23 protein-coding genes and 1 tRNA gene are annotated in these 22,015 nt (G+C 39.4%); 18 read left to right on the top strand and 6 right to left on the bottom strand.

Annotated features, from left to right (window positions below):
• Window positions 1-73: 73 nt before the first annotated feature.
• Entirely contained in the window at window positions 74-1,573 is a 1,500-nt protein-coding gene (gene zwf, locus OE105_RS07010; protein WP_275422052.1) for a glucose-6-phosphate dehydrogenase, read from the bottom strand.
• A 269-nt stretch (window positions 1,574-1,842) separates the two neighbouring features.
• Between zwf and rnz the strand changes: the two genes are divergently transcribed.
• Window positions 1,843-2,754 carry a ribonuclease Z gene (gene rnz / locus OE105_RS07005; protein ID WP_275422051.1) on the top strand — a complete coding sequence of 304 codons (912 nt, stop codon included), beginning with the start codon at window positions 1,843-1,845 and terminating at the stop codon, window positions 2,752-2,754.
• 47 nt (window positions 2,755-2,801) lie between these two features.
• On the opposite strand, the gene namA is transcribed toward rnz, so the two are convergent.
• A complete protein-coding gene (namA, locus tag OE105_RS07000; RefSeq protein WP_275422050.1) occupies window positions 2,802-3,824 on the bottom strand; it encodes an NADPH dehydrogenase NamA in 1,023 nt (340 codons plus the stop codon).
• A 149-nt stretch (window positions 3,825-3,973) separates the two neighbouring features.
• Between namA and OE105_RS06995 the strand changes: the two genes are divergently transcribed.
• From OE105_RS06995 to OE105_RS06965, 7 genes are all read left to right on the top strand, one after another.
• Entirely contained in the window at window positions 3,974-4,936 is a 963-nt protein-coding gene (locus tag OE105_RS06995) for an MBL fold metallo-hydrolase (RefSeq protein ID WP_275422049.1), read from the top strand.
• Between the two features lie 28 nt (window positions 4,937-4,964).
• Window positions 4,965-5,756, top strand: coding sequence for an SDR family NAD(P)-dependent oxidoreductase (locus OE105_RS06990; protein WP_275422048.1), 792 nt, complete (start codon window positions 4,965-4,967; stop codon window positions 5,754-5,756).
• 135 nt (window positions 5,757-5,891) lie between these two features.
• Window positions 5,892-6,989, top strand: a complete 1,098-nt coding sequence (locus OE105_RS06985) for an SDR family oxidoreductase (protein WP_275422047.1) — start codon at window positions 5,892-5,894, stop codon at window positions 6,987-6,989.
• Between the two features lie 73 nt (window positions 6,990-7,062).
• The gene (locus OE105_RS06980) at window positions 7,063-8,586 is read left to right on the top strand and encodes an aldehyde dehydrogenase family protein (RefSeq protein WP_275422046.1); all 1,524 of its coding nucleotides are present in this window, start codon (window positions 7,063-7,065) and stop codon (window positions 8,584-8,586) included.
• 30 nt (window positions 8,587-8,616) lie between these two features.
• Window positions 8,617-8,943: a thioredoxin family protein gene (locus OE105_RS06975; protein WP_275422045.1), complete on the top strand. Its 327-nt coding sequence runs from the start codon at window positions 8,617-8,619 to the stop codon at window positions 8,941-8,943.
• Window positions 8,944-9,138: 195 nt separating this feature from the next.
• Entirely contained in the window at window positions 9,139-10,398 is a 1,260-nt protein-coding gene (locus OE105_RS06970) for a Y-family DNA polymerase (protein ID WP_275422044.1), read from the top strand.
• A gap of 212 nt (window positions 10,399-10,610) precedes the next feature.
• Window positions 10,611-10,943 carry a YolD-like family protein gene (locus OE105_RS06965; RefSeq protein WP_275422043.1) on the top strand — a complete coding sequence of 111 codons (333 nt, stop codon included), beginning with the start codon at window positions 10,611-10,613 and terminating at the stop codon, window positions 10,941-10,943.
• 47 nt (window positions 10,944-10,990) lie between these two features.
• On the opposite strand, the gene OE105_RS06960 is transcribed toward OE105_RS06965, so the two are convergent.
• Complete coding sequence (locus OE105_RS06960) at window positions 10,991-11,200, bottom strand: CDGSH iron-sulfur domain-containing protein (RefSeq protein WP_275422042.1); 210 nt, start codon at window positions 11,198-11,200, stop codon at window positions 10,991-10,993.
• 179 nt (window positions 11,201-11,379) lie between these two features.
• Between OE105_RS06960 and OE105_RS06955 the strand changes: the two genes are divergently transcribed.
• Window positions 11,380-11,467, top strand: a tRNA-Ser gene (locus OE105_RS06955).
• A gap of 50 nt (window positions 11,468-11,517) precedes the next feature.
• On the opposite strand, the gene OE105_RS06950 is transcribed toward OE105_RS06955, so the two are convergent.
• A complete protein-coding gene (locus tag OE105_RS06950) occupies window positions 11,518-12,417 on the bottom strand; it encodes a hydroxymethylglutaryl-CoA lyase (protein WP_275422041.1) in 900 nt (299 codons plus the stop codon).
• A 109-nt stretch (window positions 12,418-12,526) separates the two neighbouring features.
• Between OE105_RS06950 and OE105_RS06945 the strand changes: the two genes are divergently transcribed.
• Together OE105_RS06945 and OE105_RS06940 are read left to right on the top strand one after the other, a co-directional pair.
• Window positions 12,527-12,745, top strand: coding sequence for a YqkE family protein (locus OE105_RS06945; protein WP_275422040.1), 219 nt, complete (start codon window positions 12,527-12,529; stop codon window positions 12,743-12,745).
• A 59-nt stretch (window positions 12,746-12,804) separates the two neighbouring features.
• Window positions 12,805-13,434, top strand: a complete 630-nt coding sequence (locus OE105_RS06940) for a CPBP family intramembrane glutamic endopeptidase (protein WP_275422039.1) — start codon at window positions 12,805-12,807, stop codon at window positions 13,432-13,434.
• Between the two features lie 91 nt (window positions 13,435-13,525).
• Here the strand turns inward: OE105_RS06940 and OE105_RS06935 are convergent, their stop codons facing one another.
• Window positions 13,526-14,452 carry an aldo/keto reductase gene (locus tag OE105_RS06935; protein ID WP_275422038.1) on the bottom strand — a complete coding sequence of 309 codons (927 nt, stop codon included), beginning with the start codon at window positions 14,450-14,452 and terminating at the stop codon, window positions 13,526-13,528.
• Window positions 14,453-14,717: 265 nt separating this feature from the next.
• Window positions 14,718-16,031, bottom strand: a complete 1,314-nt coding sequence (locus OE105_RS06930; protein ID WP_015865126.1) for a transposase — start codon at window positions 16,029-16,031, stop codon at window positions 14,718-14,720.
• 187 nt (window positions 16,032-16,218) lie between these two features.
• On the opposite strand from OE105_RS06930, the gene OE105_RS06925 reads away from it, so the two are divergent.
• From OE105_RS06925 to deoB, 7 genes are all read left to right on the top strand, one after another.
• Window positions 16,219-16,767 (top strand): NUDIX hydrolase, encoded by a 549-nt coding sequence (locus OE105_RS06925; RefSeq protein WP_275422037.1) that lies wholly within the window; start codon window positions 16,219-16,221, stop codon window positions 16,765-16,767.
• 2 nt (window positions 16,768-16,769) lie between these two features.
• Window positions 16,770-17,954, top strand: coding sequence for an endonuclease Q family protein (locus OE105_RS06920; RefSeq protein ID WP_275422036.1), 1,185 nt, complete (start codon window positions 16,770-16,772; stop codon window positions 17,952-17,954).
• A gap of 138 nt (window positions 17,955-18,092) precedes the next feature.
• On the top strand, window positions 18,093-18,728 hold the full coding sequence (spoIIM, locus tag OE105_RS06915) for a stage II sporulation protein M (RefSeq protein WP_275422035.1): 636 nt from the start codon (window positions 18,093-18,095) through the stop codon (window positions 18,726-18,728).
• A 112-nt stretch (window positions 18,729-18,840) separates the two neighbouring features.
• Complete coding sequence (gene fur, locus OE105_RS06910; protein ID WP_275422034.1) at window positions 18,841-19,320, top strand: ferric iron uptake transcriptional regulator; 480 nt, start codon at window positions 18,841-18,843, stop codon at window positions 19,318-19,320.
• A 148-nt stretch (window positions 19,321-19,468) separates the two neighbouring features.
• Window positions 19,469-19,696, top strand: a complete 228-nt coding sequence (locus OE105_RS06905) for a YqzK family protein (RefSeq protein WP_275422033.1) — start codon at window positions 19,469-19,471, stop codon at window positions 19,694-19,696.
• A gap of 5 nt (window positions 19,697-19,701) precedes the next feature.
• Window positions 19,702-20,595: a site-specific tyrosine recombinase XerD gene (xerD, locus tag OE105_RS06900; protein WP_275422032.1), complete on the top strand. Its 894-nt coding sequence runs from the start codon at window positions 19,702-19,704 to the stop codon at window positions 20,593-20,595.
• Between the two features lie 257 nt (window positions 20,596-20,852).
• Window positions 20,853-22,001, top strand: a complete 1,149-nt coding sequence (gene deoB, locus OE105_RS06895) for a phosphopentomutase (protein WP_420842591.1) — start codon at window positions 20,853-20,855, stop codon at window positions 21,999-22,001.
• The last annotated feature ends 14 nt before the right edge of the window (window positions 22,002-22,015 follow it).

Here is a 22,015-nt window from a genome sequence, read left to right as displayed (position 1 = left end):
TTTTCATAGTCATTCTATCGATTTTCGAAAAAAAAAACGAGGGGTATGGATGTTACCGCCCCTCGTATATTTTTTAACAATTTTTTCCGTTTAATTCTGTATCTGACCACCAGCAAAATCCGTCCTTTGCCAAAAGTTCATCGGAAGCTTTCGGTCCCGTTGAACCGGCTTCATAGTTTGGAAATTCTCCCTTTTCCTTTTCCCAAACCTTGGATATCGTATCGATAAACTTCCAAGACAATGCTACTTCATCCCAATGGGTAAAGTTTGTAGCGTCCCCACGCAAACAATCGGATAATAATGTTTCATACGCTTCGGGTGTATTCATTCCATCGATATTTCGCGTTGAAAAATTTAATTTGATCGGTGTCGTTTCCATAATTTTCCCTGTTTTTTTCACATTTAAGTGAAGGGTGATTTCCTCTTCCGGCTGAACGTTGATGACGAGTAAATTTGGATTGAGATGGGAACCGTTTTTATAATATAAATTCATCGGAATATCTTTAAATTGAACGACGATTTCGGTTGATTTTTTTCGCATCCGTTTTCCAGTTCGAATATAAAAGGGGACACCCGCCCAACGGAAATTATCGATTAATAATTTTCCAGCGACAAATGTTTCGGTATTCGAATCGGGTGCAACATTTAATTCGTCTCGATATGCAGGGACTTCCTTCCCATTGATCCTTCCTTTATCATACTGACCGCGAACGAAAAATCGATGAACTTCTTCCGGTTTAATTTTACGCAAAGCCCTTAGGACTTTCACCTTTTCACTACGGATTTCATCAGTTGTTAACCGAATTGGTGGCTCCATAGCCAGTAAGGAAACGATTTGCATCATATGATTTTGAACCATGTCCCTTAAAGCACCGTTTTTATCATAATATCTCGCCCGGTCTTCGACTCCGAGAATTTCACTAGATGTCACTTGAATATTCGATATATACCGATTGTTCCACAACGGTTCGAAAATCGCGTTGGCAAAACGAATTACCTCGATGTTTTGCACCATTTCTTTACCTAAATAATGATCGATACGATAAATTTCCTCTTCCAAAAATGCTTTGCGAATTTGATTGTTTAATTTAATCGCCGATTGAAGATCATGTCCGAACGGTTTTTCAATAACGAGCCGTTTAAATCCTTTCGTTTCGGTTAAACCGTCCTCCTTCAAATGGGTTGCGACCGTTCCGAAAAATTCCGGAGACATCGCTAAGTAAAAAACCCGATTTCCTTCTAAACTGTATGTTTCATCCAATCGGTCTACCAATTTTTTTAATTGTATATAAGAAGACGAATCGGAAACGTCGTGGGATTGATAATAAAAATGGGAAATAAATTCTTCCAAACGGGCGGACGGTTTTCCAAATGTTCTAATCGAGTCTTTCACCCAATGGCGGAAATCTTCATCCCCTTTTAACCGACGAGCGACACCGACGACGGCAAATCGATTGGATAGCCATCCCTTTTCATATAAGCTAAAAAGTGATGGATATAATTTTCGCTTTGCCAAGTCACCAGTTGCGCCAAAAAGTAAAATCAATGATGCAGGAGCTTTATTTTCTATCACCTTTCACCCTCGCTTTGCTTTAACATAGTACTGTGAAATCTTATTCAAATTTTATCAGTAAAAAATTCAGATAGCAAATAGTACGATACGGGCTCCCCTTTTTCCGTTTAATCATATTATTTGTAAAATACTAGTTTTTTATAAAAAATTGTTTTTCGTGGGGAATGATTGAAGAAGACAAAAATAACGTTTATGGTTGCAAACGGGCGGGAAAAGAAAGATAATAAAACTAATCGTTTAACGTTGATGAAGAATTGGAGGAAAATCAGTTGGAACTTACATTTCTAGGTACAGGTGCAGGGATGCCTGCGAAACACAGGAATGTTACATCGATTGCGCTAAAACATTTGTATGATGGTTCCGTTTGGCTATTCGATTGTGGTGAAGCGACGCAACACCAAATTTTACATACATCTATTAAGCCGAGAAAAATTAATAAAATATTTATTACCCATTTACATGGAGATCATATCTTTGGTTTGCCCGGTTTATTAGGAAGTCGATCCTTTTTGGAGGGGACGGAGCCTCTGCACGTTTTCGGTCCGGCAGGGATTCGGGATTTTATTGAAACATCCTTAAAAGTAAGCGAAACCCATTTGAAATACGATTTGGAAATTCATGAAATCGAAGAGGGAATTATTTATGAGGATGATCGGCTATATATTTGTGCGAAAAAGCTCGATCACGTCGTTATGTCCTTCGGCTATCGAGTGGTCGAAAAGGATAAACCGGGATCTTTGCTTGTGGAAAAATTGAAACGGGATGGGATTATGCCTGGGCCGATCTATAAACAATTAAAAAATGGTGAAACGGTTCAATTGGAAGATGGTCGAAAAATTTCCGGCCGTGACTACCTCGGTCCGAATAAAAAGGGAAGAATCGTTACGATCTTAGGTGATACAAGGATTTGTGAAAGCAGTATATCTTTAGCAAAGGATGCGGACCTTCTTATTCATGAAGCGACCTTTGATAAAAATTCGGCGGAGATCGCCAATCAATATTACCATTCAACGACGGTGCAAGCGGCAGAGGTGGCGAAACGAGCAGGAGTGAAAAAGCTCTATATTACCCATATTAGTTCGCGGTATGAAAAAAAAGATTGGCCAGAATTGGAAAAGGAAGCGAAAGAAATTTTTCCGAATACGGAAATCGCTCACGATTTTAAAGTCGTTCGCATTTAAAAAACCGCTACGAAAGCGGTTTTTCCATTTTAATATAAGCTGTTATGTTATATCCATCCCCGTTTGTATGGAATTGGAGTTGGGATCTCTACCCCTAATTTTTTCGCTGCATAATATGGCCAGTACGGATTTCGTAGGAGCTCTCGACCGATAAAGACGAGATCTGCCCGATTGTTTTGCAAAATTTCTTCCGCATGTTCTGGAGATGTGATCAATCCGACGGCACCGACAGGAATATTTGCCCCGTGTTTAATTTTCTCCGCAAAGGGAACTTGATATCCAGGATAGGTGTCGTATTTGATTCCTGTAACAATCCCACCAGAACTAACATCGATTAAATCCACCCCTGCCATTTTTAATTCTTTCGCAAGGGCGATATAATCATGAACCTTTAACCCCTCTGGGTGATAGTCCGTGGCTGAAACGCGGACAAATAGGGGCCCTTCCCATATTTTCCTTACCTCTTGGACGATTTCACGTAAAAAGCGAGTCCGATTTTTCTCGGTGTTGCCATATTCATCGGTTCGCTTATTTGTTAATGGGGAAAGGAACTGATGAATTAAATATCCGTGGGCTGCATGAATTTCGATGACATCAAATCCAGCTTCTTTTGCTCGCATGGCACCTTTTTTAAAAGCTTGAACAAGATCGGCAATCTCCTTTTTCGTTAATTCCTTCGGTGTTTGAAATTTTTCGTTATAGGAAATCGGACTCGGTGCGACGATATTACCGGCCACAGTTGCCTTTCTTCCCGCATGGGCTAGCTGAATTCCCGTTTTCACCCCGTATGTTTTCATTTGTTGAACGAGATTTTTTAATCCATCTATCTGTTGATCATCCCAAATGCCTAAATCCTTTGAAGAAATTCGCCCTTCTGGTGTGACTGCCGTCGCTTCGAGAATGATCAGACCGGTTTGTCCGACGGCTCTACTTACATAGTGGGTAATATGCCAATTTTGAACCGTACCGTCTTCCTTTTCGGATGCATACATACACATCGGGCTCATCACGATTCGGTTCGGGAATGTAACCTGTCGAATACTATATGGTTCAAACAGTTTTACACCCATACGATCACCCCTTATTACGATTTTTCTTATCATTAGTATACCAGTAAATTCCATTCTTTTCTAACTAGGATTGTAAAGGTGACAAAAGAAAAAGGGGTTTGTAAACTAAAGGAAGGGAACAAATTGACAAAAAAGGACGGGATTATTTCATGGCAGAATGGATTGGAGATGTTAGCAAAATCACGTTACCGACCCCTTTTCCAGTCGGAGATGTGAATGTTTATTTAATCAAAGGAGAGATGTTAACACTGATTGATGCAGGTGTGAAAACGCAGGAAGCTTGGGAAAAGTTTTTAAATGAACTTCAATCGTTACAATTACAACCGTCCGATATTGAACAGGTTGTATTGACCCATCACCACCCAGACCATATCGGTTTTCTCGACCATTTAAAAAATATTCCGGTTTTCGGACATCGGAATGCAGAGCGTTGGCTCATTCGGGATCAATCATTTTTACAGGAATATCGATCCTTTTATCTAAGGATGTTCCATGAGTTAGCTGTTCCGAAAAAATTGGAAAAAGTGTTGAAAAAATCGGAAGCGATACTGGAATTTGGAGCCCAAAGGAAGTTAGCATACGATTTGAAAGAAGGAATGGAGATACCAGGATTACCCGGATGGTTCGTTGTTGAAACTTTGGGACATGCTCAAAGTCATATTAGTTTATATAACGAGAAACGAGGTGTCATGATCGGTGGGGACCACTTGTTGGCAACGATTTCTTCCAATCCGATTTTAGAGCCTCCGATCATTCCTGGTACAGATCGGCCGAAGCCCCAACTCCAATACAATGATTCGTTGAAAAAAATAAAGGAATTTTCGATTCATACATTATATACAGGTCACGGTAAGGAAATATTTAACGTTTCCGAATTAGTTTCCTATCGGCTTTTGCGCCAACATGAACGGGCGATGAAAGTTAAGGAGATGCTCGATAAAAAGGCATTGACCGGTTTTGAAATATGCAGCCGGCTATTTCCAAAGGCTTGTGAATCGGAATTAAATTTAGCCATTTCTGAAACGGTCGGTCAACTGGATTATTTAACTTCTTTGGGCGAAATTGTAACGGCCATCGATTATGATGGAACGATTCGCTACACGGTTGCTTAAAGGAAAATTATGTTATGGAGTGATATAGATGAACGAGAAATTAAAAGGGAAAACGGTGTTGATCACCGGTGCCTCAAGTGGACTCGGTGAAAAAATCGCTCGTCTTAGTGCAAAAAGTGGTGCACGCCTTTTATTAGTTGCAAGAAACGAAGAAAAATTGGCAAATCTTTGCCAAGAACTACAAAGTACATATTCCGTTTCCTGTGAAATATTTCCGATGGATATCGGAAATTTTGTAGAAATCGAGACCACCTTTCGAACTCGTCTACAAAATGAATCGATCGATGTGTTAGTAAATAACGCCGGCGTCGGACTTTTTAAAGACGTATTGACGACAGACGTGAGTGAGGCGAAAAAAATGTTTGACGTCAATGTACTCGGCTTAATTGGGTTAACAAAAGAAGTATTACCATCTATGATAAAACGTCGTTCAGGCCATATCATTAATATCGCATCCCAAGCTGGGAAAATCGCAACTCCGAAGTCGGCCGTATATTCGGCGACGAAAAAGGCAGTCATCGGCTTTTCCGACAGTTTGCGTATGGAAGTAAAGGATTTCGGTATATTTGTTACAACGGTGAATCCTGGTCCCATCGCGACGAATTTTTTTGCGACCGCCGATGAATCTGGTCAATATTTACAATCCATTAGTTCTTGGGTACTTGATCCAGAAGATGTGGCAAAACAGATTGTATCAAAAATGTTTTCCGATGTAAGGGAAATTAATATGCCCTTTCTTATGAATACGGCAAGTAAAATATATGCCCTTTTTCCGGGACTCGTTGAGCGCATCGGGAAACCATTTTTTTATAAAAAGTAGTGGAGGAAAACTTTTTCCATTCATTCGACGGATCGGATGGAAAAATCTACACGGTTTTGGGAAATGAAGGGAAATTTATATGGATTGCCAAGGGGACAATGGGAGTTATGATATGGATTTAGAGGAGGGGAGAAAATGACACCGGTTTATTTTTTCACCGGGTTTCCTGGGTTTGTTGCGAATCAAATCATTGTCGGTTTACTGGAAAAAGGAATGGAATTTAAACGAATGTATGTCCTCGTTTTACCTTCCCTTAAGGAACAGGCGGAGGCGATTCGAGGGGAATGGATGGAAAAATATGGACTTTTAGAAGACCGTTTTCAAATTCTTTCCGGGGATATTACGGAAAGGGATCTTGGATTGGAACGGGAAACCGTAAAGGAGTTGCAAGGCTCGGTTAGCCATGTGTTCCATTTAGCTGCCATTTATGATCTAGCAGTTCCTAAGGATGTGGCTTATCGGGTAAACGTCATCGGAACGAAAAATATGAATCAATTCGTTTTAAATCTATCCGAATTACAGCGATATGTGTATTTTTCCACCGCGTATGTCGCTGGAAAACGTGAGGGAATCTTGAGGGAAGATGAGCTCGTTCGTCCGCCCTCATTTAAAAATTATTATGAGGAAACGAAATTTGAAGCAGAAATACTCGTTAAAGACGTGATGGAAAAACGACCTGTTACAATTATTCGACCGGGAATCATAAAGGGACATTCGAAAACCGGTGAAACATCGAAATTTGATGGTCCCTACTTATTTTTAAACGCCATTTATCGTCTAAAACACGCTCCATTTTTCCCGAAAGTCGGCAAATTAAATGGGAAAGTGAATCTCGTTCCAATCGATTTTATCGTCGATGCTGTAATTTATTTAAGCCATGAAAAGAAAGGGGAGAAAAAGACGTATCATTTGACCGATCCGAACCCGTATACGGCGGAAGAACTGTATGAAATGATGTTAAAGGAAATGCTCGGTCGGTCACCGAAGGGAAGGATTCCATTATCACTTGTCAATTTTCTCCTTTCTTTTCCGTCCATTCGTCGTACCTTACATGTTGAAAAGGAGATTACGGATTATTTCATTTGGCAAGGCACATTTGACTCGACAATCGCCCAAAGGGATTTACTTGAGGGAGGAATTTCTTGCCCAGACTTAAAGGAACAACTGCCTTCGATGATCGATTTTTACCTACGCCATAGAGAAGATCAACGTTTTCATATAAAGATTCGTTAACCGATGTGAATCAGTTGCCATTATTCGTTGAACGGCCTATGATGAGAATAAAAAGGAAAGGGGACGGACGGTTATGTCGCATTTACCGGTGATCAATCCTGCAACTGGGAAAAAGGTTGGGGAGATTCCGGAAACGAAAATAGAAGAAATTCCTATTTTTTATAAAAGGGCTCGACAGGCATTCATTTCTTGGAGCGACCTTCCCATCGAACGAAGACTTTCCTATTTGAAAAACGTAAAGTCGATTATTGTAGACAATTTAGATACGATTGTTGAAACGATTGCAACAGATACAGGGAAAGTTCCGACAGATGCTCTCGTTTCCGATGTGATGCCTGTTTTGGACGCTATTGATCATATCGTTAAACATGCTCCACACGTCCTATCGCCGAAAAAGGTGAAAACCCCTTTGTTATTGTTTGGGAAAAAATCGTATGTGGAATATATGCCAAGGGGAGTTGTCCTCGTGATTTCCCCGTGGAACTATCCTTTCCAACTATCCCTCGTTCCGGCATTAAGTGCTTTAGCTGCGGGAAATGCGGTCATTTTAAAACCGTCCGAAGTGACTCCCCTCGTTGGAAAATGGATCGACGAACTATTCCAAAAGGCGAATCTTCCAGAAGGTACGATTCAAGTAGGCCATGGAGGAAAGGAAATCGGTGCGGCCTTTACCGAGGGGGATCCGGATTATATTTTTTTCACCGGTTCGGTAAAAACGGGAAAAATCATTCAAAAGATTGCTGCCGAAAAACTGATTCCAACCACGTTAGAACTCGGTGGAAAGGATCCGGTCATCATCTTTTCCGATGCGAATTTGCGCCGTGCTGCTCGCGGTGTCGTTTGGGCAGCCTTTACAAACGCTGGTCAAGTTTGTATGAGTGCTGAACGGTTGTATGTGGAGCGGAGCGTATACGAACCGTTTCTTAAATTATTGAAGGAAGAGACGGAAAAGCTCGTCCAAGGATCTGATATGGATGCGGATATCGGCTCGATGACGTATAGCATTCAAAAGGATATTGTAAAAAGGCAAGTGGAAGAAGCATTGGAAAAGGGAGCCGAGTTGAAAACAGGAACATTGCCGAAACAATGGGATGATACGATGTTTATCGATCCGATGGTCATTGCAAACGTCGATCCAGAGACGGAATTAGTTTGTGAAGAAACCTTTGGCCCGGTATTGTCCGTCCTTCCCTTTGATACAGAGGAAGAGGCAATTCGTTTAGCGAACGATTCCAAATACGGATTGAACGCCAGCGTTTGGACCTCGGATATGAACAGGGCGAAAAGGGTAGCATCGAAACTCGTATCCGGTGCGGTTAATATTAATGATGTGATCGTATCTGTCGCCAATCATTACCTTCCCTTTGGAGGAACGAAGGAAAGTGGAATCGGTCGGTACCACGGTGCACAAGGTTTAACGATTTTTTGTCATGAAAAAGCAATTGTTATTGATCGGGGGAAAAGGAATCGGGAAATTCAATGGTATCCGTATAAAGGAAAGTATCCAGAATTTTTACGCTTATTTCGTAGTTATTTTTCGGAGCGAAAAAATTGGTTTACCTTTCTGAAAAGTTACTGGAATTTACTTCGAAAATAGTCCCCGATCTCATAGAAAGGAGATCGAAACATGATTAACATTGAAAAAATTGAAGAAATCGATTCGTTTATCGATGAAAATGAATTGGCATTTTTTTACGTATCCCAACCTAATTGTGGTGTTTGCCGTGCGCTGTTACCAAAAGTGAAGGATTTATTAAAAGATTATCCGAAAATAAAAAGTGCCTACGTAAATACAGACTTGATTCCTGAAGTAGCAGAAAAATTTTCCGTGTTTACGATCCCGGTACTACTCCTTTATGTGGAAGGAAAGGAAATGTTGCGAAAAGCCCGTTTCGTCAGTATGGACGAGCTGGAATATGAAATTTCGAAATTATACCGTCTGTTTTATAGTTAGTTTTTTTTTAAACCCGCCTATCGTTGCGGGTTTTTTTGTTTTTCCCATTTTTGAAGAAAAGGAAGGATCCCTCCGATTGGCGATTCAGCGTAATAAGAAGTAGGGCTGGAATAACCATCCATTGAAATCGAACGTATATTCGTGTACTATAAGGTATAGAATAAATACAAACATATGTTTGTAGGAGTGAAGTGAATGGTCGATTACAGTAAACTGCCCCACCAACATATTTTATGTATCGATATGAAAAGTTTTTACGCAAGCTGTTCAGCAGTTATGTTAGGGCTTGACCCTTTGGATAGTTATGTCGTTGTCGCGGGGAATCATGATCGGGAAGGAAGCGTCGTCTTAGCTGCTTCTCCAAAAATGAAAAAGGAATTCGGAATTAAAACCGGCTCTCGTCTGTTTGAAGTGCCGGATGATCCTCGCATCCATATTGTCGAACCGAAAATGGCGACGTATTTACGGGTTTCAACGGAAATTACCCGACTCCTTTACCGTTATGTTCCAAAAGAAGCCATCCATGTTTATAGTGTCGATGAAAGTTTTATTAAAATTGACGGTACCCGTTATCTTTGGGGGGATGCCTATACGATTGCTGAAAAAATTCGCGATGAGATCCAGCGGCAATTTCAGCTCCCCTGTGCTATTGGTATCGGTCCGAATATGTTGCTAGCAAAATTAGCCCTCGATTTAGAAGCGAAACAATCGGGAATCGCCTATTGGTCCTATCGGGATGTTCCGGAAAAGCTTTGGCCGATCACTCCATTACATCGAATGTGGGGAATCGGAAAAAGGCTAGAAAAACGATTAAATGGATTAGGAATTTTTTCCGTCGGTCAGCTCGCCCATTATGATTTGGCAACACTTGAAGGGAAATTTGGGATCATCGGAAATCAGCTCTATTACCATGCTTGGGGAGTTGATTTATCGGAAATCGGTGCCCCCATTATGGACGGACAAATTAGTTTCGGAAAAAGTCAAATCCTTCTCCGTGACTATAAAAAGGAAGAGGAGATTCGACGTGTTATTTTAGAAATGAGTGAAGAAGTCGCACGGCGAGCCCGTTCCCATGAAATGGCAGGACGGACGATTAGCCTCGGCATCGGATACAGCTATGAGGAGATGGGCGGTGGTTTTTACCGTTCGAAGACGATTGATAGGCCGACGAACATTACGATGGACGTGTATCGGGTTTGTTTGGAACTTTTTTATAATCATTACGACGGACGCACCGTTCGTCAAATATCGATTTCAATCTCTAACGTCGTTCCTGATCGATGGATGCAACTGGATTTGTTCGAACCGGACCGATGGAAAAAGCGGGAACTCGGCTACACGATGGATCGTATTCGTTACCGTTTCGGTTCCACATCCCTCCTTCGGGCCGTATCCTATGCGGAAGGGGGGACGGAGAGAATCCGTGCGAAACTCGTCGGTGGACATAAAGCGTAATGTTTCAAGTATCTTATTGTCCAAAAAGAAGTCCCGTGCACAAAAATCGTGGCTGTTGATATTCAGTTAAAGTGCTGAGGGTCGATTCCGTGTGCGTATCGGAAAAAATTGGGTAAAAAATATTGGGATCTTACATGTAGCAAATCAATTCCACGATTTTCCTTTAAGGGATCTGCCCAGAGTGAATGTTGGCGATGAAGGGGGGTGGGTAGATGATTCGCGACCGTGGTCGAATAAAATGGACGGCGATGATGCTCCCTGAACATGTAAAACTGTTGCGGGAATGGACGAAGGAAGATGAGTGGGAAAAAAGAAGTGAACCGGATGGACAAATGTTGGAGCAGATGGATCAAATTGTCCAACGGGCTCGGATGACGGGAGAAGTCGTAACCGTACGTTATTATGAAGATCATCGCTATGAAAGGATTACAGGTAGGATCGATTCCTTCGATATCGTTTCAAAATGTTTGCGGATGAAGGATGAATGTAATCGAATCTATTGTATTCCGATTGCGGCGATCGATCGGATTGAATTGGATGGGTAGCTTAGCCGTTTTGCATATGGTCATCGGCGAGGAAAAAGACGGAGAAATTATTCCCCGTCTTTTTCTGCGCGTACGACCGATTCGAATTTCCCCTTATGACTACCGTCACAAAAAGGTTTGTTTTTCGAATAACCACAACGACAAAGGGAGAAGGTTTTTTTCGTCTCGAAAACATTTCCTTCTGCATCGATTAATTCTACATCGCCAGACACCCGATAAGAACCGTTATCATTTACTTTAATCGTTACCTTTTCCATAAAACAACCTCCTATTGTATATACTATATTTTCATCGTATCGCTGAAAGGGAAGAAATTCAATCACCTCGTACAAACAAAACCCGTTAGGAAAAATTTTTTTTAAAAAACTAGTGACAACTGCAAACTTTTTATGTATAATATTTCATGTTGTGAATTCCTTATATAAATTATATGAATGGAGAAGTACCCAAGTGGTCTAAGGGGGCGCACTCGAAATGCGCTAGGACGGGCAACCGTTGCGTGGGTTCGAATCCCACCTTCTCCGCTCCATTTGTTTTTTCCCCTCTATCATCGAGGGGATTTTTTATAAATTTGCTAGGACAACTGCCCCGTTGTTTTTAAATAAGCGGAATCCAATGGTCGGGAAAGGTATGGTCGAATGATGGCCAGCGCCTTTGTCAATTCGTCTAAATGAATGCCCGTTGAAATTCCCATTTGTTCCAACATATATACGACATCTTCCGTCGCCACATTCCCCGACGCACCGGGGGCAAAGGGGCAACCACCTAAACCACCAGCGGAACTGTCAAAACGGTCAATTCCTGCTTGAAGAGCGGCAAAGACGTTAGCCAGTCCCATTTTTCTCGTATCGTGGAAATGGGCGGAAATCAAAATATTAGGAAAGGTCGCCTTTAATTTCGTAAAAAGGGAATAAACTTCCGTCGGGGTCGCCATCCCGATCGTATCAGCTACACAAAGTTCATCGACACCGTAGTCGACAAATTGGTTACAAAGGGAGAGGGTTTTCTCTTCGGAAATTTTTCCTTCATAAGGACAGTGGAAGGCGGTGGAGATCGATGCCCGTACGAAATAACCTTTCCTTTTGAAATCACTAATTAGCGGTTTTAATTCTCGCAAACTTTCTTTTGTCATTTTATTAATGTTTTTTTTGTTAAACGTATCGCTTGTACCGACAAACACGGCTACCGCATTCGCTCTAGATGCATACAACCGTTTTGCCCCCTTTTCATTGGGAACGAGAACGAAATTTCGCGTTGCCACATCGACGCAAGATTCGATAATTTCTTCCGCATCGGCCAGTTGAGGTACCCATTTTGGTGAGACGAGGGAAGTGAGTTCCATTTCTTTAAATCCGGCCTTTTTTAAAGCGGTGATAAATGCCTTTTTTTCATCGGTTGGAATAAATGCTTTCTCATTTTGTAAACCGTCCCTCGGTCCCACTTCAATAATCGTCACTTTTTTTGGTAAAATCATCATACCATCCCCTTTTCTGTTTATTGTAAAAATAATCGAACAAAAATACAATAATTACGAAAAATTTAAAATATAACAATCGTTCTATTTTAATAGGAGGCATCGGACGATGGACAAAAAGGAAAACAAAGTGTCAATCAAAGAGACGCTCGATTCGAATGTATTGTCACGTCTACAACAAAAAAAGAAGGAACTAAAGGCACTGGAAGAACAGAAGAGGAAGCAGGAAGAAATGCGAATTAGGGAAGAGCGAAAAAGACGCGAACAATCCAAAACCTTCGAACAGCTATTAGATGAAAGCAACTTGGATTGGAAACAATTTAAATGAGTCGATTAAAAAGATCGCATCTTCCCATTATCGTAATACTGAGTTTAGCGAGTTGTGGAATGCTGTTGGTTGTCGAACAATTAATCGGTGCATCTTATATCGTCAAAACGGGATCGAAAATCATTTTATTTCTCCTTATCCCGCTATTTTATATTACATTCATCATGAAAAAGCCACTGAAGGAATTTTTAAATGTAAAAGGGATCGATCGGAAACAATTAGGTATTAGTTTTTCCCTCGGTCTGTTATCCATAGGAATTGTCCTTTCTGCTTTTTTCCTCTTTCTTCCATGGATTGCATTGGATGCGATTTTAAATGATTTAATGACGCGTCTGGAAATTACGCCAAAAGGTTTCCTGTTGGTTGCATTGTATATTACGTTCGGAAATTCCCTTTTAGAAGAGTTTTATTTTCGTGGATTTCTATTTTTGAATTTTTATAGGGAGAATCGAAAAGTATTTGCTTATCTTTATTCTTCCATATTATTTTCCGTGTACCACGTAGCCATTTTTGCCCTTTGGTTCGATTTTTGGCTCATTGTACTCGCTTTAATCGGACTATGGATCATCGGGATGTTATTTAATTGGTTGAATGCAAAATCAGATCATTTTTTGAATTCGTGGATCTTGCATATACTAGCTGATATCGGGGTAATGATCATCGGATTTTATTTATTTGGTTTTTTTTAAATGAATGGTATATTTCCATTCATCGCCACCGCACGAAAAAATCGATTGTTCTTACCTAAGGAGAGAAGCGGAACCAGCCTCTCTTTTTTTTTTATATTCGATGTTTTTCGTACGTGTTTTTCTTCGTCACTGATAAAATTTGCTCTAACTCTTTATCCGTTAACGGTTTTGTTTTGCTTGCCTTTACGTTTTCGATTAATTGTTCAACGGAACTTGCACCGACGACGACGGATGCAATGGCAGGATTTGCAAGGACAAACTGAAGGCTTACTTCCGTCATTGAACGATTCGGTCCAAAAGTTTCTTTTAATCGATGATAAATAGCTTCTAGTTCTTCATAACGGTAATTGATATAGCCGTTTTTCTTAATTCCTTCGCTCACTTTTTCGAAAAACCGATCTGTAAGTAACCCTTTGGCTAACGGTCCACGGGCGAGAAGGGAAATTCCTTTTTCTACTAATAACGGAATCGCCTGTTCTTCAGGTCGACGGTCAAACATATTATATTGCATCATCACAGAGACGATCTTTGATTTTTCCGCATATTGTTGAATGACATTCGGACGAATCGAAGAGATTCCATAATGACGAATCATTCCTTCTTCCTTTAATTCTTCGAAGGCTTGGATAATCTCATCCATCGGATCTTCTAATGTACCACCGTGAAGTTGATATAGATCGATATAATCGATTCCGAGTCGTTGTAAACTGTTTTTGACCGCCTCCTTTATATACGTTTTTGAAGGCCCCCAAAACCAACCATCTTTGTTTTTATTCCACCGGTTTCCAACCTTTGTAGCAATAATCACCCGATCCCGCACATCTTTTAACGCTTTACCGACGATCTTTTCGTTTATTCCGTAATCGTACAAATCTGCCGTATCGAAAAAATTAATCCCTGAATCGAGGGCATAGGCGATGATTTCCCTCGCTTTTTTTTCGTCGGTTCCAAGGGACATGCAACCGAGACCGACTTTTGATACGAACAGATCTGTGTTCCCTAATTTTCTCTTTTCCAATCGCAACACACCTCCTTTTTTTATTGTATGATGAACGTTTAGGAAACCGCAATACGGAATACCCGTACACAGCTATGAAGAGTATATTTCAAAGTTTTTCGTCAAAATAGGGATTTTCAAATTATCCACAGTTGGTAAAATTTTCCAGTTACTTTCCTTCTAAAATTTTTAAAAACTAGTCCTATTAATGCGATTTTTCTATAAAGTTGTGGATAACTTGCTTTTTACTCCCTATTCATCACACCCTTCTGCTATAATAGAATTGTTAGGTATATGTAAACCTAACCTGTATTTTTTTACATTTTTTCAAATCCTCGACTGTTATAATGCGGGTTCGGATCGCTTCTAACAGCTTCGAGGATATTTCTTTTGCTGACTTTTTCAGCTGCTTCAAAAGTTTTGACCCATATTTATATAGTTGAACAAGGATATCAGCTATTTGAACAAGTAAGTAATGATTTTTCAGTGCATTGTAATTATGACAATTCACATGTTCAATTTCATACCAACCATTTTTCTGGTTATTAAAACCCTCATTTTCTATTTTCCAGCGTCTTCGACCTGCCTGAACAAGTATTTCTGCATTCCTTTCAGTTATTCGAAAGTTTGTAATAAACAGAAACTCCTGTTTTTTCTCATTCTCAGTTACTTTTACTTTTTCCACAAGATTTACCAAACGATCGTTATAAGCAATATCATTGACCCAGAAATATTCTGAGCTTTTACCATTCGTTTCTAAAGATTGGATTGCTCTGAATTCTTGAGAAACCGTTTTAATCCGATCTTCTTTGAACCGGAAAATATATTTCCAATTGTGTTTATCACAAATTTCAAATACTGGTTCACAAGCATAAAGGCTATCTGCGATAAGACAAATAGGAAGACGTTTAAATGTTTTCTTTAATTTATCGACTAGCCTCATAAAAGCTTTTAACTCACAATCCTGCTTTGGAACATTTTCTGACTCATTTTCTATAAATTCTGTAGCGATGCTAAGAACCATATCTCCTACCACAAGCTTGGCTTCTAGAACATGGTGCATATATGCCACTTTTGTTTCTCCGGTTTCCTTATCCTTGTATTCCCTTCTCAGACAATGTTCACAGTGTTTTTCCTTAAATGTATGGATACCTGTCCCATCGAAAACAATTGGCCAATATTTATTTAGAATCCGGAAGGATTCTAAGCATCTTTTTTCAAAAAGTTTTTTGATTAGATAAATCCTTATGGTTTCAAGCTCTTTTGGCTCCAACTTTGCTAAAAAGTCATTAATTGTATCATAATGCGGGAGCTCGTTGAGCTCTTTCAAACCCAAAACTACTCGAATATTTTCGATACATTCATCCTTATTAAACAATTCGGTCATACTTCTCATTGATTTGATTCCAAATACACTTTTAAGAAGAATGGTGTAAAGGATTGTTTCTGGACCATAGGTAATGTAGCTTTGATGCCTTTTATCTTTTACTTTTTTTAGTTGATCTACCAAGTCTTTAAAGAAATGATTTTGAATCTTAACGAAGTCGAAGAAAAAGTTTTGGTTTTTTTCTCTTTCTCTTTTTTCTTTCCTTGTTAACATTCACAAATCCCCCTTAAATCTTGATAAATCCAGATAAATTATCGCATATTTATCAAAATTTGGGGGCTAGAAGCTCAATTTATCTCGAAGAATTTTTACTCCTCAGAGCTGACCCGTACATTTTTTTTGCTAAAGGATTATGCTAATATAAAAACAGTGGTTTTTATTTCAAACAGGAGTGGTGACATTGAATACATTCGAAGAAAAAACATTGAAACGAGAAACGATTTTTGATGGAAAAATTATTACCCTTCATGTGGATGAAGTGGAATTGCCGAATGGAAAAACAAGCAAACGGGAAATCGTCAAACATCCAGGGGCAGTTGCTATCATAATGATTACGGATGAAGATAAATTAGTATTAGTTGAACAATATCGGAAACCATTGGAACGATCCCTTTTTGAAATTCCTGCAGGAAAAATGGAAAATGGGGAATCACCGGAAACTACAGCGAAAAGGGAATTGGAGGAAGAAACGGGATATACTTGCGAAAAACTCAACCCGATCGCTTCCTTTTACACTTCGCCAGGTTTTAGCGATGAATTGGTCCATCTTTTTAAAGCAGAAAATATTTTGAAGGTAGAGAATCCGAAAACGGAAGAGGATGAATTTCTACGGCTTCATGAAGTGACATTCGAACAGGCACTTACGCTCATTGATGAACAAAAAATTTACGATGCGAAAACTGTCTATGCGATTCAATATTGGAAAATTCAAAGGGCGCTGAGGAAGTAAGAATGAAGCAATATTTTGCAGATTTTCACATCCATATTGGTAGAACGAAAGCAAATCGCCCTGTAAAAATAACGGGGGCGAAAAACTTAACATTGACGAATATTTTGCAAACGGCGAAGAATCAAAAGGGAATCGATATCGTCGGTGTAATCGATTGCCATTGTCCAGAGGTTCTCGAAGAAATCGAGGATTTAATCGAAAAGGGGAAAATAGTTCAAGACGATGGGAATCTTCTTTTTGAAGGGAAAACGACCCTAATTTGCGGTAGCGAATTGGAAATATATGATTCGAATTGTAACGGACCGATTCATGTATTAGGCTATTTTCCTAATTTGGAATCGATGAAGGTTTTTTCTAAATGGCTAAATCGAAAAGTAAAAAACATCCATTTAAGCTCTCAAAGGATTTATGCGACGGGTAGGGAATTACAAAGAGTTGTGAAAGCACTAGGCGGACTATTTGTTCCAGCCCATGTGTTCACCCCGTTTAAAAGTTTATTTGGGAAGGGAGTCGAAAAGGATTTAACTCAAGTATTCGACCCGGATTTGATCGATGCCATTGAACTCGGTTTAAGTTCGGATACGAAAATGGCTGATCATTTGTACCAATTGCATCGTTACCCGTATTTATCAAATTCGGATGCCCATTCTTTACCGAAAATCGGGAGGGAATATCAATCCCTTCACCTTGAAAAGGGGAGTTTTTCTGAAATCGCTCGCGCTCTAAAAGGAAAAGATGGACGGAAAATCGTGGCGAATTACGGTTTGGATCCCCTTCTTGGGAAGTATTACCGAAGTGTATGTAAGCATTGTGAAACCCCATTGGAACGAGACGAGGGAACTTGTCCAAAATGTGAATCGAAACAGGTGATCAAAGGAGTTTCTGTCCGCATTCATGAATTAACCGATACGGACCATTTTCCAAAACGACCGCCTTATATCCACCAAGTCCCTTTGGAATTTATCCCGGGGATCGGTCCGAAAAGATTGGAAAAGTTATTAAATCGTTTCGGGACGGAAATGGGAGTTATTCATCATGCCACTTTCGATCAGTTAAAAGAGGTCGTTCCTTTTGAAATTGCTTCGATGATTATTGAAGCGAGGGAAGGAAATCTCACGATGGAAGCGGGAGGGGGAGGACGTTACGGAAAACTAGTTGACTCAAAAAAGATGAATAAAAACATCTAGTGGAATAGCGGTTGTTTCAAACCGTTTTTTTTTATTTAGGGATTTTTAGGTGAAATCTATGATTTTTCTTTTCTTCATAGAATACTTCTCGAAAATCGGTCATACAATCTATTAACTTAGATTTGGGAGGAAGTTTCCATGAAGAAAAGGATAAAGTCAAATATAATCCACAAACATATTCAAACCCATTCCTCGATGTACATATTTCATACCGTATTGTTTATTATGGGTGTCGTATTTGGAGCGATTCTCGTGAATAGTTTAAGCGTTACCCAAAAGGATGATTTGTTTTATATTTTAAATGAATTTTTTAATCAACTGAAACAAAAGGAAACGATTCAACCGAAGGATGTATTTTGGCATTCGATTGGTTATAACAGCAAATATATCGGATTAATGTGGATACTAGGTATTTCCATGATCGGTCTTCCTCTCATTTTAATTTTGATTTTTTTAAAGGGTGTGGTCATCGGATTTACCGTCGGATTTTTCGTTCAACAAATGGGATTAAAAGGGGTATTTTTAGCAATTATTTCTATATTACCGCAAAATTTCATCATTATACCAGTGTTTCTTTCAATGGCGGTTGTATCGGTACATTTTTCTGTGCAAATGATTAAAAAATTATTTATACGGTCCACATTCCAACCATTTACACCCGTTTTTATTGAATACGGTCTTTTTTTTGGTATTGCCATTCTTCTTTTATGTGTTGCAGCAATCATCGAGGCGTATATTACACCAATAATGATGAGAGGGATTTTAAATATATAATAAATATTATGATTTAATAATAAATATAATTTATTATTTAAAATTATTATAGTTTGCAACTCCCTTTCAATTTGATATAATAATGATACACTGGCGAGGGAGGAGCATTTTTATGGAGAATCGCCTTGAGAAAATCAAAAAACAACTGCATGCATCCAGTTATAAACTGACTCCTCAACGGGAAGCAACGGTACGGGTTTTATTGGAAAATGAATCCGATCATTTAAGTGCAGAGGACGTCTACTTACTTGTAAAGGAAAAATCGCCTGAAATCGGCTTGGCGACTGTATATCGAACTTTAGAACTATTAACGGAATTAAAAATCGTCGACAAAATAAATTTCGGTGATGGTGTATCTCGTTACGATTTAAGACAGGAAGGTGCTGCCCATTTTCACCATCATCTCGTGTGTATTGAATGTGGTTCTGTCGAGGAAATCCAAGAAGATTTACTAGAAGATGTGGAAGTAATCGTCGAGAAAAGGTGGAAATTCCAAGTGAAGGATCATCGTCTCACTTTCCACGGTATTTGTCATCGCTGCCAAAAAGAGCATGAGAAGGAAAAGCCGAAGACAAAAAATGCATCGATTTAAATAATTGAGAATGGAAGCAATGAAATTAGTTCGACTAAATTCATTGTTTTCTTTTTTCATTATCTCGAAAACTTTCTCCACCACGTATAATTTTTGTCCGATCAGGCATAAGTTGTAGTAAAAACGTTTCGTTAAAGGGTTTGATCGGATGAAATGGTTGAAATTTATTTGGGAAATGTTTAAAGTGTTCTTTCTTTTTACCGGTTTTACGATTTTATTTTATTATGCTATCATGTGGTTGAATGAAGAATATCGAATACATAATCAAAATGAGGAGCCGAGAGGGAAAGCGGTAAAAGTCCTATCACCAAAGGATGATAGGGAAGATTCTCGCTGGCTGGATCGCCTCATTTTGTTTTATTTGAACGGGGAGTAATGATTGTGAAAAATGAAATGCAAGATTTCCTCCATTTTCTCATCGTTGAAAAGGGTCTGGCTGAAAACACGATCCAATCTTATAAAAGGGATTTAAATAGCTTTTGTCAATTTTTACAAAAGGAGCTGAATATTTCCGATTTCAATCGGGTGCAAAGAAGCGATATTATGCAATTTTTGAATCGGTTGAAACAGGAAAATAAGTCTTCCCGCACGATTGCTAGACATATCGCGTCCATCCGTTCCTTTCATCAGTTTTTATTACGTGAAAGGATTACCGATTTTGATCCAACTTTACATATTGAAACGCCCCATCGGGAAATGACTTTGCCGAAAGTATTAAATGTAAATGAAGTGGAAGTTCTCCTTCAATCCCCCGATGAGACGACACCATTCGGTTTGAGGGATAAGGCGATGTTGGAACTGATGTATGCAACTGGAATGCGGGTTAGTGAATTAATCAATTTGAATGTTAAAGACGTCCATATTACGATGGGATTTGTCCGATGTATCGGAAAGGGGAATAAAGAACGGATTATTCCGATTGGTAAATACGCCCTTTCTGCAGTTGATACGTATATTCGAAAGGGACGTCGGAAACTCCTTCGGCAGAAATATCGAACGGATGCTTTATTTTTGAATCATCATGGGAAACGTCTTTCACGCCAAGGATTTTGGAAAATATTGAAACAGTTGGCACAAAAGGCGGGGATTCAAAAGGAGTTAACGCCCCATACCCTTCGTCATTCCTTTGCAACCCACTTGTTAGAAAATGGGGCAGACTTACGATCCGTACAAGAAATGTTAGGCCATTCAGATATTTCAACGACACAAATATACACCCATGTTTCAAAATCCCGTTTAAAAGATGTCTATGGAAAGTACCATCCGAGGGCTTAAATCTATGCTCTGTTACTCGGTTTATTTCTTTTTGTTGTTTGTGAAAGAAAACTCATATAAAATAAAATTGTCGGCAATATAACGTTTACATTTCCACAATACAAATTGGGGCGATAAACAATGCCGCATCTTATACAGGTTGCCCATATTGGGGAGCTTTCTTATTCGGAAGTTAGACATGAAACAAACGTTGTCACAGGAAAAAGGAGGAAAAGAAATTGACTACTTATCCATTTAAACGAATATTTTTAATTGTTATGGACTCTGTAGGAATCGGAGAAGCACCGGATGCAGAACAGTTTGGCGATCTTGGTGCAGATACGTTAGGGCATATCGCTGAACGGATGAACGGGCTGAACATGCCGAATATGGGAAGATTAGGGTTAAGTAATATTCGGGAAATAAAAGGAATCCCGAAAGCAGAAAAGCCTTTAGCATACTATACAAAAATGAAGGAAGCATCTAAAGGGAAAGATACAATGACTGGACATTGGGAAATTATGGGACTCAATATACAGACTCCCTTTCAAGTCTTTCCAGAAGGTTTTCCTAAGGAATTAATCGATGAAATTGAAAAACGTACCGGACGAAAGGTTATTGGTAACAAACCTGCAAGTGGAACGGCGATTATTGAAGAACTTGGGGAAGAACATATGAAAACAGGGGCACTGATCGTTTATACGTCTGCAGATTCCGTATTACAAATCGCTGCCCACGAAGAAGTCGTTCCTTTGGAAGAACTGTATGAAATATGTAAAATATGTCGCGAACTCACTTTGGATGAAAAATATATGGTCGGTCGTGTCATTGCCCGTCCCTTTGTCGGAAAACCTGGAGAATTTAAACGGACGGCAAATCGTCACGACTATGCTTTAAAACCCTTTGAACGGACGGTGATGAACGAGTTAAAGGATTCCGGTTTCGATGTGATTGCCATCGGAAAAATTTCCGATATATATGATGGAGAAGGGGTCACAAAAGCGTTACGGACCGTATCGAATATGGATGGAATGGATAAATTGTTACAAACATTCGATATGAATTTCACCGGTTTAAGCTTTTTAAATCTCGTTGATTTTGATGCCCTTTACGGACATAGAAGGGATCCGATCGGATATGGAAAAGCGTTGGAAGAATTCGATCAGCGTTTAGAAGAAGTATTTGAAAAAATGGAAGATACCGATTTATTAATCATCACCGCTGATCACGGAAACGACCCGATTCATCATGGAACGGATCATACTCGTGAATATGTACCATTACTTGTCTATTCCAAAGGAATGAAAGAAGGAAAAGAATTACCAATTAGAGAAACCTTCGCTGATATCGGTGCGACAGTGGCGGAAAATTTCCAAGTTAAAATGCCAAAATACGGAAAGAGTTTTCTTAAAGAAATTATGGATTAATGGATAAACAAATA

This window comes from Fervidibacillus halotolerans, assembly GCF_026547205.1.
GTDB classification, from domain to species: Bacteria; Bacillota; Bacilli; order Bacillales; family Caldibacillaceae; genus Fervidibacillus; species Fervidibacillus halotolerans.
The sequence above is the reverse complement of the archived record's forward strand: the minus strand, read 5'-3'. Positions and strand labels throughout refer to the sequence as shown.

Bases quoted from the DNA above. Each gene is read 5' to 3' on its own strand.
- namA (WP_275422050.1), bottom strand. From the start codon at position 3,824: ATGGGTGTAAAACTGTTTGAACCATATAGTATTCGACAGGTTACATTC.
- OE105_RS06995 (WP_275422049.1), top strand. From the start codon at position 3,974: ATGGCAGAATGGATTGGAGATGTTAGCAAAATCACGTTACCGACCCCT.
- OE105_RS06990 (WP_275422048.1), top strand. From the start codon at position 4,965: ATGAACGAGAAATTAAAAGGGAAAACGGTGTTGATCACCGGTGCCTCA.
- OE105_RS06985 (WP_275422047.1), top strand. From the start codon at position 5,892: ATGACACCGGTTTATTTTTTCACCGGGTTTCCTGGGTTTGTTGCGAAT.
- OE105_RS06980 (WP_275422046.1), top strand. From the start codon at position 7,063: ATGTCGCATTTACCGGTGATCAATCCTGCAACTGGGAAAAAGGTTGGG.
- OE105_RS06975 (WP_275422045.1), top strand. From the start codon at position 8,617: ATGATTAACATTGAAAAAATTGAAGAAATCGATTCGTTTATCGATGAA.
- OE105_RS06970 (WP_275422044.1), top strand. From the start codon at position 9,139: ATGGTCGATTACAGTAAACTGCCCCACCAACATATTTTATGTATCGAT.
- OE105_RS06965 (WP_275422043.1), top strand. From the start codon at position 10,611: ATGATTCGCGACCGTGGTCGAATAAAATGGACGGCGATGATGCTCCCT.
- OE105_RS06960 (WP_275422042.1), bottom strand. From the start codon at position 11,200: ATGGAAAAGGTAACGATTAAAGTAAATGATAACGGTTCTTATCGGGTG.
- OE105_RS06950 (WP_275422041.1), bottom strand. From the start codon at position 12,417: ATGATTTTACCAAAAAAAGTGACGATTATTGAAGTGGGACCGAGGGAC.
- OE105_RS06945 (WP_275422040.1), top strand. From the start codon at position 12,527: ATGGACAAAAAGGAAAACAAAGTGTCAATCAAAGAGACGCTCGATTCG.
- OE105_RS06940 (WP_275422039.1), top strand. From the start codon at position 12,805: ATGCTGTTGGTTGTCGAACAATTAATCGGTGCATCTTATATCGTCAAA.
- OE105_RS06930 (WP_015865126.1), bottom strand. From the start codon at position 16,031: ATGTTAACAAGGAAAGAAAAAAGAGAAAGAGAAAAAAACCAAAACTTT.
- OE105_RS06920 (WP_275422036.1), top strand. From the start codon at position 16,770: ATGAAGCAATATTTTGCAGATTTTCACATCCATATTGGTAGAACGAAA.
- spoIIM (WP_275422035.1), top strand. From the start codon at position 18,093: ATGAAGAAAAGGATAAAGTCAAATATAATCCACAAACATATTCAAACC.
- fur (WP_275422034.1), top strand. From the start codon at position 18,841: ATGGAGAATCGCCTTGAGAAAATCAAAAAACAACTGCATGCATCCAGT.
- OE105_RS06905 (WP_275422033.1), top strand. From the start codon at position 19,469: ATGAAATGGTTGAAATTTATTTGGGAAATGTTTAAAGTGTTCTTTCTT.
- deoB (WP_420842591.1), top strand. From the start codon at position 20,853: ATGGACTCTGTAGGAATCGGAGAAGCACCGGATGCAGAACAGTTTGGC.